A 13,101-nucleotide genomic window follows, 5' to 3' on the forward strand; every position below is an offset into this window, starting at 1 on the left:
TATTGAAGCGCGGGCCGGGAACAGATTTTTCTTCCCCGCGCAGGCCAACGCTCCGCGATGCCGCTCGCAGCCATCGCAGCCATCGCGGCGGGCGCAGGCGGGAGGCCGGACCGCTCGCCCGGCCTCCCGACGGGTGGTCAGAGGCCGCTGCGCAGCACGGCGTCGGCGACCACGATCTTCTTCGGCAGCAGGCCGAGCTGGAAGAAGGTGTCGGCGACGGCCTGCTGGTCGGCGATCACCTTGTCGGTGAGCGGAGCGACGCCGAAGCTCTGCCGGGCGACGGCGATGGCGAGCACCGGGGCGGGGATGCCGGTGGAAGGAGCGAGTTCGGCGACTGCCGCCGCCGGGTCCTTCTGGATCCAGTCATTGGTCTCGCCGATGGCGGCGATCAGCGCCGTCACCACCTTGGGATTGGCATCGGCGAATTTCCGCGAGCCGAGATAGAACTGGTAGTTGGGCACGATGCCTTCGGCGGTGGTGAGGGTGCGCGCCTTGACGGCGACCTCGGCGGCCGCCTGGAAGGGATCCCAGATCGCCCAGGCGTCGATGGCGCCCTTCTCGAAGGCGGCGCGGGCATCGGCCGGCGGCAGGAACTTGGTGGTGATGTCGGAATAGGCGAGGCCGTTCTTCTCCAGCGCCTTCACCAGCAGGAAATGCACGTTGGAGCCCTTGTTGAGCCCGACGATCTTGCCCTTCAGCTCCTTCACCGACTGGATCGGGCTGTCCTTCGGCACCAGGATCGCCTCGCCCTTCGGCGCCGGCGGCTCGTTGGCGATATAGGCGAGATTGTCGCTGGCGGCCTGGGCGAAGATCGGCGGCGCCTCGCCGGTCTGGCCGATGTCGATGGCGCCAGCGTTCAGCGCCTCCAGCATTTGCGGGCCGGCGGCGAACTCGGCCCATTTCACGGTGATGCCGAGCGGCTCCAGCTTCTTCTCCAGGATGCCGCGGCCCTTCAGCAGCACCAGCGTGCCGTATTTCTGGAAGCCGACGCGCACCTCGCCAGCGGCGAGGGCCGGGCGCAGCGCCGGGGCGGCAAGGGTGGAGGCGAGGCCGGCGGCGCCGGCGAGCAGGGTGCGGCGGGTGAGGGTGGTCATCGTCGGGTCCCGGTGTTGGCTGGGCGTCAGGAGGAGAACAGCGTGTCGAGGATGCGGCCTTCCAGCGCGGCGAGCTCGGCGGAACCGCGCCGGCGCGGGCGCGGCAGGTCGACCGCGAGGTCGAGCGCGACATGGCCACCGGTCTGGCCGGCATCGATGAGGATCACCCGGTCGGCGAGCGCCAGCGCCTCCGACACGTCATGGGTGACGAACAGCGCGGTGAAGCGCTGCTCCTGCCAGATGCGCTCGACCAGGCCCTGCATCTCGATGCGGGTCAGCGCGTCGAGCGCGCCGAGCGGCTCGTCGAAGGCGAGCAGGCGCGGGCCGGAGGCGAGGGCGCGGGCGAGCGCCACGCGCTGGCGCTGGCCGCCGGAAAGCACGGCGGGCCACTCCCCGGCGCGCTCGGCGAGGCCGACCTCGGCGAGGATGGCGCGGGCGCGGGAATGGCGCTCCTCGCCCTTCACCGAGGCGGGCAGCCCGACCTCGACATTGGCGAGCACCCGCTCCCACGGGAGCAGCCGCGGCTCTTGGAACATGATGCGGATGGCGGCGTCGTCGCGTGGCCCGTCAAAGGCGATGTGGCCGGCGGTGGGGGTGTCGAGCCCGGCGACGAGGCGCAGCAGCGTGCTCTTGCCGCAGCCGCTCTTGCCGACGATGGCGACGAACTGGCCGGCGGGGATGTCGAGATCGATGCGGTCCAGTACCCGCTTGGCGCCGAAGCCGTGGCCGAGCCGGCCGAGATGCAGGCCGAGGCCGCGGGCGGGTGCCGGCGGGACGGGAAGGGGAGCGTGCGCGTTCATGGCGTCAGTCCCGCTTCGCCTGGAAGGCGGGGTGCCATTGCAGGCACAGCCCTTCCAGCCAGCGCGTCAGCACGTCGGCGAGCTTGCCGAGCAGCGCGTAGATGAGGATGGCCAGCACCACCACGTCGACCAGCAGGAACTCGCGCGCCTGCATCGCCATGTAGCCGAGGCCGGAGGAGGCGGCGATGGTCTCGGCGACGATCAGCGTCAGCCACATGATGCCGAGCGCGAAGCGCAGCCCGACGAAGATCGAGGGCAGCGCGCCGGGCAGCACCACCCGCCGGAACAGGGTGAGCGGCGACATGCCGTAGACGCGGCCCATCTCGATGAGCTGCGGGTCGACGGTACGCACGCCGTGCAGCGTGTTGATGTAGATGGGGAAGAACACGCCGAGCGCGACGAGGAAGAGCTTGGCCTCCTCCTCGATGCCGAACCACAGGATCACCAGCGGGATCAGCGCCAGATGCGGCACGTTGCGGATCATCTGCAGCGTGGTGTCGGTGTAGCGGTGCGACAGTTCCGACAGGCCGTTGGCGATGCCGAAGGCGAGGCCGATGACGCCGCCGACGAACAGGCCGGCGAAGGCCCGCAGCGTGCTCACCCCCATGTTGCGGACGAGCTCGCCCGACTTCAGCGCCGCCCAGCCGGCCTCGGCGATGGCCGAGGGGGCGGGGAGCACGTTGGAGGCGATGATGCCGAGGCGGGCGAGATATTCCCACAATGCAACCAGCAGGATCGGCAGCACCCAGCCGGCGAGGCTCGTCTCGAGGGCGGCCAGGCGCCCCTTGCCGGCCGGCCGCGTTTTTTCGGCGCCCTGCGACGCGGCGTTCAGCCTGGTGCTGCGATCGACCAGCGACATGTCAGGCCGCGCTCGCCTTGGCGGCCCGATCGCCGCGCCGTGCGCCGGCCAGCGCACGGACGGCTTCGTCCACCAGCTGCTCGAAACGCTGCTGCGACGCGCCGGGCGTGACCTCGCCGTTCCCGAAATCGCGCTCGGTGAAGAAGATGCCGGTGCCGAGCGGCTGCGCCTGGAAGAAGGCGAAGAGCGGGCGCAACTGGTGCTCGATGGCCAGCGCGTGACGGTCGCTGCCGCCGGTGGCGACCAGGGCCACCGGCAGGTCGATGAGGCCGCGATAGTCCAGGAAGTCCACGAAATGCTTGAACAGGCCGGAATAGGAGCCCTTGTAGACCGGCGAGCCGGCGACGAGGAGATCCGCCTTCTCGACGGCTTCGAGGGCGGCTTCCACCGGGTCGCTGCCGGGGCGGCTGCGCAGGGCGCCGATATCGTCCAGCGCCGCGATGTCGACGACCTGAGTCGCGGTGGCGATTCCGGCCGCAGAGGCCGCCGCGCCGATGCGGGCGACGGTGAGCTCCACCAGCGACAGCGTGCGGGACGGCGAGGAAAGGCCTCCGCTGAGGCCGACAATGTTCAATGTGCTCACGGGAAACTCCGACTTCCGACGAGGAGTGGCCGGGGCCGGCCGGGCGGCGGGCAGGCACCGCGCGGCAGCCTCTCCACTATTCTCTTGCATAGGTTTGCCAATTTATCTATCGAATTTATAGAACATTTAGACGGATTGCGCCATGCCCTTGCTCATCAATCGTCGCCTTACCCTCGGTGCGCTCGTCGCCGGCTCGCTGCTGGCCGGCCTCGGCACCGCCCTGGCGGCCCCCGCCGAGATCCGTGTCGACTGGGCGACCTACAACCCGGTCTCCATCGTCCTGAAGGACAAGAAGTTCCTCGAGGAGGAATTCGCCAAGGACGGCATCGCGGTGCGCTGGGTGCAGTCGGCCGGTTCCAACAAGGCGCTGGAATTCCTCAATGCCGGCTCGCTCGACTTCGGCTCCACCGCCGGGGCGGCGGCGCTGATCGGCCGCATCAACGGCAACCCGATCAAGTCCATCTATGTCTATTCGCGGCCGGAATGGACGGCGCTGGTGACGCGCAAGGACAGCGGCATCGCCAAGGTCGCCGACCTGAAGGGCAAGAGCGTCGCGGTGACGCGCGGCACCGATCCGCACATCTTCCTCATCCGCGCGCTGGCGGCGGAAGGCCTGACCGACAAGGACGTGCGCTTCGTGCTCCTGCAGCACGCCGATGGCCGGCTCGCGCTCACCCGCGGCGATGTCGACGCCTGGGCGGGGCTGGACCCGATCATGGCCTCGGCCGAGATCGAGGACGGCGCCGTGCTGTTCTATCGCAACGCGGCCGCCAATAGCTGGGGCGTGCTGAATGTGCGCGAGGCCTTCGCGCAGGAGAACCCGGAGATCGTCCGCCGCGTGCTCGCCGCCTATGAGAAGGCGCGCCTGTGGTCCATCGAGCATCCCAAGGAACTCGCCGCGCTGCTGGAAGGCGCCGCCAGGCTGCCGGCGCCGGTGATCGCCCGCCAGCTGGAGCGCACCGAGCTGACCCACGGCCCGATCGGCGCGGCGCAGAAGGCGACGCTGGTGGAGGCCGGCAAGGCGCTGCAGCAGGCCGGCGTGGTGGCGAAGGAGGTCGATGTGCCCGGCACCGTCGAGGTGCTGATCGACCCGGGCTATCTCAAGCCGGGCCTGTGAGATGAGCGCCCTGGAGGGCCTGATCGCACCGGCGCAGGAGGGCGCGGAAAAGCGGGCCTTGCCGGCGCGCGCCCGGCGCTTCGGCACGCTGCGGCTTTTCGTGCTCGGGGCGGTGCTGCCGCTCGGCGCCGCGCTGCTGTGGGAGCTGGCGGTGCGGGCGGGCCTCGCCTCCGGCCGGCTGATGCCGCCGCCGAGCACCATCCTCGCCACCCTCGTCGAACTCGCCCGCAGCGGCGATCTCGCGCTGCATGTGAAGGCGACGCTGGCGCGCGTCGCCGCCGGCTTCGCGCTCGGCGTCGCCGCCGGTACGCTGCTGGGCATGCTGGCCGGCGCCTCGGGACTGGCGCGGGCGCTGATCGATCCCTCGCTGCAGGGGTTGCGCGCCATCCCCTCCATCGCCTGGGTGCCGCTGTTCATCCTCTGGCTCGGCATCTTCGAGGCCTCGAAGGTGACGCTGATCGCGGTGGGCGTGGCCTTCCCGATCTATCTCGGCACGCTCGGCGCCATCCTCTCGGTGGACCGCAAGATCGTCGAGGTGGGCCGCAGCTTCCGCCTGACGCGGCTGCAGCTCGCCACCCGCATCCTGCTGCCGGCGGTGCTGCCGCATTACGTGGTGGCGCTGCGCGCCGGGCTGGGGCTCGGCTGGATGTTCGTGGTGGCCGCCGAATTCATGGGCGCCTCCGAAGGGCTCGGCTATCTGCTGGTGGACGGCCAGCAGCTGGGCAAGCCGGCGCAGATCGTCGCCGCCATCGTGGTGTTCGCGGTGCTCGGCAAGCTCACCGACGCGCTGCTGGTCGCCGCCTCGGCGCCGCTGCTGCGCTGGGAGGACACCGATTCGCATGCCGCCGCGGCGCGGGAGGGTTGAGCCATGCTGCGTCTCGAAGGCCTCGCCAAGACCTATCCGACCGGCACCAAGGCGCTCGCCGGCCTCACGCTCGACGTGGAGGCGGCGGAGATCGTCGCGGTGGTGGGAGGCTCGGGCTGCGGCAAGAGCACCCTGCTGCGCCTCGTCGCCGGGCTGGGCCGGCCGAGCGCCGGCCGGGTGCTGATCGACGGCGAGCCGATAGCGGCGCCGCATCCTGCGGTCGGCATCGTGTTCCAGGAACCGCGGCTGCTGCCCTGGCGCAGCGTCGCGCGCAACATCGGCTTCGGCCTCGCCCACCTGCCGCGCGAGGAGCGGGAGGCGCGCGTCGCGGCGGCGCTGGCCCGCATCGGCCTCGCCGACCATGCCCGCCGCTGGCCGCGCGAGCTCTCCGGCGGGCAGGCGCAGCGTGTGGCGCTGGCGCGGGCGCTGGTGGCGCAGCCGCGGGTGCTGCTGCTCGACGAGCCGTTCTCGGCGCTCGACGCCTTCACCCGCGCCGATCTGCAGGAGCACCTGCTGGCGCTGTGGGCGGATACGCGCCCGACGCTGGTGCTGGTGACGCACGATATCGAGGAGGCGCTGGTGCTCGCCGACCGGGTGGTGGTGATGCAGCCGCATCCCGGGCGCGTCGCCGCCGTCCTGCCGGTCGACCTGCCGCGCCCCCGCGCGCCGGGTACCGCAGCCTTCGATGCACTGAAAGGCGATATACTGGCGATCCTCGGCCCGATCCGGCGCACGGTTGCAGCGGTCGCGGCATGAGCGGGGAGGCTGGATTCTATGGCGGCTGAATGCATGGCGGGCGCGACCCATCCGACCGTTCGGGCCGGCCGATCATGAGCGGGGCGGAGATCGCGGTGCCGGTCGCCATCCTCGGCGGCGGCTTTTCCGGCGCGGCGGTGGCGTGGCACCTGCTGCGGCTGCGCCCGGAGCTCGACCGGGTGGCGGTGGTGGAGCCGCGCGCCGAGATCGGCCGCGGCCTCGCCTACAGCGCCGCCGATCCCGCGCATCGCATCAACGTGCCGGCGAGCCGCATGTCGCTGAACCCGGAGGCGCCGGACCAGTTCAACGACTGGCTGGAAGCCTCGGCGCGGCTGGCGGCCGATCCCGCCGCCCGGATGCCGGACGGCCGCAACTTCCCGGCGCGCGCGGTGTTCGGCGCCTATGTGGCGGAGGCGATGGCGGCGCTGGGTCCGCGCCTTCTGCATGTGCGGGCGCACGCCGAGCGGGTGGAGCCGCTGCCGGCGGGCGGCTACCGGGTGATCGCCTCGGACGGCCGCCGCCTGCGCGCGGATGTCGTGGTGCTGGCGGTGACGCATGTGCCGCCGAGCCCGCCTGCCTTGCTGCAGGCGGCGCTGGCCGGGCATCCCGGCTTCATCGCCGATCCCTGGGCGAGCGAGGCGCTGGCGCGGCTGGTGCCCGACAGCCGGGTGCTGATCGTCGGCACCGGGCTTTCCATGGCCGACATCGTCGCCAGCCTCGACCGCCTCGGCCATCGCGGAAAGGTGGTGGCGGTGTCGCGGCGCGGCCTGCGCTCGCGCGGCCACCCCGCCGCCGCCCATGATCCCTATGGCGACTTCGCGAGCGATCCGGCGCGCACCACCCGCGAGTTGGTACGGCGGGTGCGCGCCGCCGTCCGCGCGGCGGAGGCGGAGGGGAAGAGTTGGCATTGCGTGCTCGACCAGGTGCGCCTGCAGGGCTCGGCGATCTGGCAGGCGCTGCCGCTTGCCGAGCGGGCGCGGCTGCTGCGCCATCTGCGCCCGTTCTGGGACGTGCACCGCTTCCGCATCGCCCCGCAGGTGGAGGCGGGGCTCGACCGGCGGATCGCCGAGGGCACGCTGGCGATCCGCACCGCCTCGCTGACGACGGCGGAAGTGGGGGCAAGAGCGGGGACGGAAGCGGGCGACGGCGGCATCCGCATCGGCCTGCGCGACCGGCGCAGCGGCGCGGTGGAGGTGCAGGAATTCGACGCCGTGGCGGTGGCGACGGGCCCCGCGCATGGGCAGGTATTCGCCAGCAATCCGCTTCTGAGCGCGCTGGCGCAAGCCGGGCTGGCGCGGCCGGATCCGCTGCGGCTGGGGATCGATGTCGACCGGCAGGGGCGCGCGCTCGGCACCGACGGGCAGGCGCGTGCCGACCTGTTCGTCGCCGGGCCGCTGGCGCGGGGCACGTTCGGCGAGCTGATGGGGCTGCCGGACGTGACCAACCACGCCATCCGCATCGCCGGCGAGGTCGCCGCGCGGCTGGAGCGCGGCGACGCGGGCAAGGCGGCCTAGCGCCTCGCCCGCGCCGGCCTCAGTCGCGCAGCAGGGGCAGCAGCTGCTCGCCCTGGCGCTTGATCTCGGACAGATAGGGCGTATCGGACAGCACGAACTGGGTGATGCCGAGATCGCGGTACTTCTTCAGCGAGCGGGCGACATCCGCCGCCGAGCCGACCAGCCAGGTGGTGCCTGCGCCGCCGCCGCCGAACTTGCCCGGCGCGGTGTAGAGATTGTCGTCGAGCACGTCGCCGCGCGCCTGGAGATCGAGCAGCCGCTGCTGGCCGACCGCCACCGCCCGGCGATGATCCTGCCAGCCGGCGCCGTGGGTCTTCGCCATTTCGGCAACCTTCGCCTCGGCATCGGCCCAGGCCTGTTCGGTGGTGTCGCGAACCAGCGTGGTGATGCGCAAGCCGAATTCCAGCGGCGGCAAATCGCGGTCGAGATCGCGGCTCAGCGCCTTCAGCCGGGCGATGCGCTCGCCTATGTCCGCCAGCGGCTCGCCCCAGAACAGCTGGACGTCGGCTTCGGTGGCGGCGACCCGCTCGGCGGTTTCCGAGGCGCCGCCGAAATACAGCCGGGGATGCCGGCGCTCGCCGCGGGCGACGAGGCGCGGCACCACGGTGGAATCGGCGACGCGGAAATGCTCGCCGGCAAAGATGACGTTCTCCTCGGTCCAGAGCCGGCGGACGAGGCGCATGAACTCCCGGGTGCGGGCATAGCGATGGGCCTGGTCGCCCTCGCTGTCGCCATAGGCGGCGAGATTGTCCTTGCCGGACACGATGTTGATCCGCACCCGGCCGCCGGTGAGATGATCCAGCGTGGCGATGGCGGAGGCGAAATGCGCCGGCCGCCAGTAGCCCGGCCGGATGGCGATCAGCGGCTCGAAGCGGGTGGTCCGCGCGGCGAGCGCGGTCGCCAGCGTGAAGGTGTCGGGCCGGCCCCAGCCGGTGCCGATCAGCGCGCCTTTCCAGCCATGCTCCTCCAGCGCCCGGGCGTGGCCGGTCAGGGTCTCCAGGCTGTTGTGGTTCTCGACCGTGGAATCGCCGCGATGGCCGGCTTCGACGACATTGGGGATGTACCAGAGAAATTCGCTGCGGCTGCTCATGCGACGGGTCTGCACTTTCGGTTGCCGGGATGCCGGCGGTCCCGACGAGGACCGCGGCCAGGGGTGGAGGAGCGTCGGCGCGTCATTCTAACCGTTCGCGGCGATCGGCCGGGCTTGACCGCCGACCTCGCAGCCGGGGGGCGCCGACGGCTTCGCCGCGGGGTGGTGCGGGTAGGGCAGGCCGAGATTCTCGCGCAGCGTACGCCCTTCATATTCTTCCCGGAACAGCTTGCGGCGCCGCAGCTCGGGCACGACGAGATCGACGAAATCGTCGAGGCCGCCGGGCAGGGTGGGCGGCATGACGTTGAAGCCGTCGGCGGCATGGCCCTCGAACCAGGCTTCCAGCTGGTCGGCGATGTCCTTCGCCGTGCCGCGAATGGCCCAGTGCCCGCGCGCGCCGGCGATCCACTGATAGAGCTGGCGGATGCTGAAGCCTTCGCGCCGGGCGAGGTCGACCAGCAGCTTCTGCCGGCTCTTGGCGGCATTGGTCTCCGGCAGCTCGGGCAAGGGGCCGTCCAGCGGATGGCCGCTGAGATCGACGCCGCCCAGCATCTGCGACAGCAGCGACAGGCCGACCGCGGGGTGGATGAGCTCCTGCAGCTCGGCGAATTTCGCCTCCGCTTCGTCGCGGGTGCGGCCGACGATCGGCGAGACGCCGGGCAGGATCTTCAGCGTGTCGGCATGCCGGCCATAGCGGGAGAGCCGCCCCTTCACGTCGGTATAGAAGGCCTGCGCCTCCTCCAGCGTCTGCGCGGCGGTGAAGATGACCTCGGCCGTCTCCGCCGCCAGTTCCTTGCCGGCCTCGGACGAGCCGGCCTGCACCAGCACCGGTCGCCCCTGCGGCGCGCGGGCGACGTTCAAGGGCCCGCGTACCGCGAAATGCGGGCCGCTATGGTTGAGGACGTGCTGCTTCGACGGCTCGAAATAGAGCCCGCTTTCCTTGTCGCGCAGGAAGGCGTCGTCCTCCCAGCTGTCCCACAGGCCGGTGACGACCTGCGCGAATTCGCGGGCGCGGTCATAGCGGTCGGCATGGGCGGGATGCGCGGTGCGGCTGAAATTGAAGGCCTCGACCTCGCCGGCGGAGGTGGCGAGGTTCCAGCCGGCGCGGCCCTTGCTGATGTGGTCGAGCGAGGCGAATTTCCGGGCGATGTGGAAGGGCTCGTTATAGGTGGTCGTCGCGGTGGCGATGAGGCCGATGTGCCTTGTGGCGGCGGCGATGCCCGACAGCAGGGTGATCGGCTCGAAATGCACGACGTAGCGGGCCACCCGGCTGGCGGATTCGATGTTCTGGTCCCGCACCGCCGCTGAATCGGCGAGGAAGATGGCATCGAACTTCGCGCGTTCGGCGGTGCGGGCGAGCTCGACATAGTGATCGAAGTTCACGCCGGCATCGGCCTGCGCCCGCGGATGGCGCCAGGCGGCGACGTGATGGCCGGTGGGATGGAGAAAGGCGTTCAGCTTCGATTGTCCGTGCCGCGCCATTGCGTGCGTACCTTCCTGCGAACCATCCGTGACAGTATATTGACTCTATAGTCTATAGATTTTATATATTGATTTATGTCAACGGTTTTCCCCTCTTCCGCCGTGCCGGCGCCGGCACCCAAGATCGCCCTGCGGGTCGATCGCCACAGCTTCCGCCTTCGCGATGCCGGGGGAGAGGAGTTCGTCGCCATCAGCGGCGTCGCCATCGACGTGCCGGCCGGCGAGTTCCTGACCATCGTCGGGCCCAGCGGCTGCGGAAAGACCACGCTGCTGGAGATCCTCGCCGGGCTCGCGAGCCCGACCAGCGGGTCGCTGCGCATCGACGGGCAGGAGGTGACGGGTCCCGGCCTGTCGCGCGGCATCGTCTTCCAGCAATATGCGCTGCTGCCCTGGCGCACGGCGCTGGCCAATATCGAATTCTCGCTGGAGGCGGCGGGCGGGCTCTCGCGCCACGAGCGCCGGGACAAGGCGCGGGCGGCGCTGGAACTGGTGGGCCTGAAGGGCTTCGAGGACCGCTTCCCGCACGAGCTTTCCGGCGGCATGAAGCAGCGCGTGGCCATCGCCCGCAGCCTCGTCTACGAGCCGGACATCCTGCTCATGGACGAGCCCTTCGGCGCGCTCGACGCGCAGACGCGCGAGGTGTTGCAGCAGGAATTGCTGGCGCTGTGGCAGCGCACCCGCACCACCGTGGTCTTCATCACCCATTCCATCGACGAGGCGGTCTATCTCGGCCAGCGGGTCGCGGTGATGACCTCGCGTCCCGGCCGCATCAAGGCGATGGTCGATGTCGACCTGCCGCGGGCCGATCTCGACGCGGATATCCGCGCTCATCCCGACTTCGCGCGCTACCGGCACGAGATCTGGGACCTGCTGCGCGGCGAGGTCGCCCGCGCCCGGGCCTCCGCCACCCCCACCTTCTGGTCCGATCCGACGCCTCCGCGCGAGCGTTCGCAGGCCGCCCCCTCCAACTGAAAGCACGCACGATGCGCTTCACCCCAAGCCGCCGCCTCCTTCTCGCGGCGAGCGCCGCGGCACTGCTCACGGCTTCGGCCGCCCTGTCCAGCGGCCCGGCCGCGGCGGCGGATGAACTCGAAACCAAGGTGATCCGCTATCAGTCGTCCACCGGCGCCGATGTCAGCCCGCTGGAACTGGCCGACGCGCTCGGCTACCTCGCGCCGATCACGCTGGAGCGGGTCGGCGACGTGCAGGGCGGGCCGGCCAATCTGCAGGCGGCCGCGACCGGGCAGGTCGACATCGCCTCGGCGTTCAACGGCGCGGTGCTCAACATCGTCGCCGCCGGCGCGCCGCTGACCTCGGTGGTGAGCTGGCGCGGCACCAACGAACTGACCTCGCCCGGCCTCTACGCGCTGGACGACGGCAAGACCAACACGGCCCGCGACCTGATCGGCAAGAAGATCGGCGTCAACACACTGGGTGCCAACCAGGAGGCGGTGAGCAGCATCTATCTCGCCAAGGGCGGGCTGTCGCCGGAGGAGATCAAGCAGGTCACCTTCGTGCCGCTACCCACCCCCAATGTCGAGCAGAGCCTGCGCAACGGCCAGATCAGCGCCGCCAGCCTCGGCTTCACCTTCCGCGACGCGGCGCTGGCGCGCGGCGGCATCAAGGCGCTGACGCGCAATGTCGACCTGCTGGGCAGCTACAACGACAATACCGGCGTGCTGCGCAACGACTTCATCGCGAAGAACCCGAACACCACCAAGCACCTCGTCTCCGCCATCGCCCGGGCCATCGCCTGGAGCCAGCAGAAGGAGAAGGAGGACAAGCGCGCCGAGGTCGTCGAGGTCTATTCGAAATATCTGGAGGCCAAGGGGCGCGGCACCGGCCTCGCGCCGCTGAAATACTGGCAGAGCCTCGGCATCGAGACCGAAGGCGGCTGGATCAAGAAGGAAGACTTCGCGATGTGGGTCGGCTGGCTGAATTCGCGCGGCGAGGTCGACGGCAGCGCCCTCGACCTGAGCAAGGTCTACAGCAACGACTTCAATCCCTACTGGAAGGGCCACGAGTGACGCCGGCGGCGGCGGGCTCGGCCGGAGGAGTGACCGATGTCGATCATCGCAACGGATGAGGGCCGGGCCGGCTTCGCGGCGGGAGCCTTCGCCTCGCGCCTCGCCGCCGGGCTGCGACTGGCGCGCGGGACGCTCTGGAAGTCGGCCTCGCTGCTGGCCGTCTTCGCGCTGTGGGAGTTGCTGCCGCGCCTCGGGCTGGTCGACCGCGTGTGGTTTCCCCCGCTCAGCCAGGTTCTCGGCGTGCTCGTCCAGATGGCGCGCAGCGGCGAATTGCAGAACCACATCGCCGGCAGCCTGGTGCGGTCGGTGACCGGCTTCGGCCTCGCCGTCGCGGTCGCGGTGCCGCTGGGGCTCGCCATCGGCTGGTATGCACGGCTGCGCGACTTCCTCACTTCGGCGCTGGAATTCTTCCGCAACACCTCGGCGCTGGCGCTGCTGCCGGTGTTCATCCTGTTCCTCGGCATCGGCGAGGCCTCGAAGATCGGCATCGTCACCTTCGCCTGCTTCTTCCCGATCCTGCTGAGCACCATCAGCGGCGTGAAGAGCGTCGACCCGCTGCTGATCAAGTCCGCCCGCTCGCTGGCGCTTTCCGCTCCGGCGATCTTCACCAAGATCATCCTGCCCTCGGCGGTGCCCTCGGTGTTCACCGGCTTCCGCCTCGCCGCGCAGAGCTCGATCCTGGTGCTGATCGCCGCCGAGATGGTCGGGGCCACACGCGGGCTCGGCTACCTCATCAACTATGCGCAGTTCAATTTCCTGATCCCGAAAATGTATGCCGGCATCCTCACCATCGCCCTGATCGGGCTGGCGGTGAACCAGCTGCTGGTGACCGCCGAGCGCCGGCTGTCGCGCTGGCGGGTGCCGACCTCCAACGCCTGAGCCTTCGATCCCCCGTTCCGTCCGACAGGTGAACC

General features: G+C 70.6%; 13 protein-coding genes. 7 read left to right on the plus strand and 6 right to left on the minus strand.

All coding sequences use genetic code 11. The features are described from left to right. Positions 1-137: 137 nt before the first annotated feature. From KHC19_RS17285 to KHC19_RS17300, 4 genes are read right to left on the minus strand one after another with little or no spacing between them, the layout of a single operon-like run. A complete protein-coding gene (locus KHC19_RS17285; RefSeq protein ID WP_213353690.1) occupies positions 138-1,094 on the minus strand; it encodes a sulfonate ABC transporter substrate-binding protein in 957 nt (318 codons plus the stop codon). A gap of 26 nt (positions 1,095-1,120) precedes the next feature. Further along, entirely contained in the window at positions 1,121-1,894 is a 774-nt protein-coding gene (locus tag KHC19_RS17290; RefSeq protein WP_213353692.1) for an ATP-binding cassette domain-containing protein, read from the minus strand. A gap of 4 nt (positions 1,895-1,898) precedes the next feature. After that, a complete protein-coding gene (locus tag KHC19_RS17295) occupies positions 1,899-2,753 on the minus strand; it encodes an ABC transporter permease subunit (RefSeq protein WP_213353694.1) in 855 nt (284 codons plus the stop codon). Between the two features lies 1 nt (position 2,754). Continuing rightward, the gene (locus tag KHC19_RS17300; protein WP_213353696.1) at positions 2,755-3,336 is read right to left on the minus strand and encodes an NAD(P)H-dependent oxidoreductase; all 582 of its coding nucleotides are present in this window, start codon (positions 3,334-3,336) and stop codon (positions 2,755-2,757) included. 142 nt (positions 3,337-3,478) lie between these two features. Between KHC19_RS17300 and KHC19_RS17305 the strand changes: the two genes are divergently transcribed. From KHC19_RS17305 to KHC19_RS17320, 4 genes are all read left to right on the plus strand, one after another. Continuing rightward, positions 3,479-4,453 carry an aliphatic sulfonate ABC transporter substrate-binding protein gene (locus KHC19_RS17305; RefSeq protein WP_213353698.1) on the plus strand — a complete coding sequence of 325 codons (975 nt, stop codon included), beginning with the start codon at positions 3,479-3,481 and terminating at the stop codon, positions 4,451-4,453. Between the two features lies 1 nt (position 4,454). Beyond that, on the plus strand, positions 4,455-5,318 hold the full coding sequence (locus tag KHC19_RS17310; protein ID WP_213353700.1) for an ABC transporter permease: 864 nt from the start codon (positions 4,455-4,457) through the stop codon (positions 5,316-5,318). A 3-nt stretch (positions 5,319-5,321) separates the two neighbouring features. Beyond that, positions 5,322-6,074, plus strand: a complete 753-nt coding sequence (locus KHC19_RS17315) for an ABC transporter ATP-binding protein (RefSeq protein ID WP_213353702.1) — start codon at positions 5,322-5,324, stop codon at positions 6,072-6,074. A 74-nt stretch (positions 6,075-6,148) separates the two neighbouring features. Next, a complete protein-coding gene (locus KHC19_RS17320; protein WP_213353704.1) occupies positions 6,149-7,588 on the plus strand; it encodes an FAD/NAD(P)-binding protein in 1,440 nt (479 codons plus the stop codon). A gap of 19 nt (positions 7,589-7,607) precedes the next feature. Here the strand turns inward: KHC19_RS17320 and KHC19_RS17325 are convergent, their stop codons facing one another. Together KHC19_RS17325 and KHC19_RS17330 are read right to left on the minus strand one after the other, a co-directional pair. After that, the gene (locus KHC19_RS17325; RefSeq protein WP_213353706.1) at positions 7,608-8,678 is read right to left on the minus strand and encodes an LLM class flavin-dependent oxidoreductase; all 1,071 of its coding nucleotides are present in this window, start codon (positions 8,676-8,678) and stop codon (positions 7,608-7,610) included. 87 nt (positions 8,679-8,765) lie between these two features. Continuing rightward, complete coding sequence (locus KHC19_RS17330) at positions 8,766-10,160, minus strand: LLM class flavin-dependent oxidoreductase (protein ID WP_213353707.1); 1,395 nt, start codon at positions 10,158-10,160, stop codon at positions 8,766-8,768. Between the two features lie 75 nt (positions 10,161-10,235). Here KHC19_RS17330 and KHC19_RS17335 point away from each other — a divergent pair, with 75 nt between their 5' ends. The 3 genes from KHC19_RS17335 to KHC19_RS17345 are packed head-to-tail and all read left to right on the plus strand — an operon-like array spanning position 10,236 to position 13,066. Next, positions 10,236-11,132, plus strand: a complete 897-nt coding sequence (locus KHC19_RS17335; protein WP_213353709.1) for an ABC transporter ATP-binding protein — start codon at positions 10,236-10,238, stop codon at positions 11,130-11,132. Between the two features lie 11 nt (positions 11,133-11,143). Continuing rightward, entirely contained in the window at positions 11,144-12,187 is a 1,044-nt protein-coding gene (locus KHC19_RS17340) for an ABC transporter substrate-binding protein (RefSeq protein ID WP_213353711.1), read from the plus strand. A 36-nt stretch (positions 12,188-12,223) separates the two neighbouring features. After that, a complete protein-coding gene (locus tag KHC19_RS17345; RefSeq protein ID WP_213353713.1) occupies positions 12,224-13,066 on the plus strand; it encodes an ABC transporter permease in 843 nt (280 codons plus the stop codon). The last annotated feature ends 35 nt before the right edge of the window (positions 13,067-13,101 follow it).

This window comes from Ancylobacter oerskovii (assembly GCF_018390555.1).
In the GTDB taxonomy this organism is placed as follows: Bacteria; Pseudomonadota; Alphaproteobacteria; order Rhizobiales; family Xanthobacteraceae; genus Ancylobacter; species Ancylobacter oerskovii.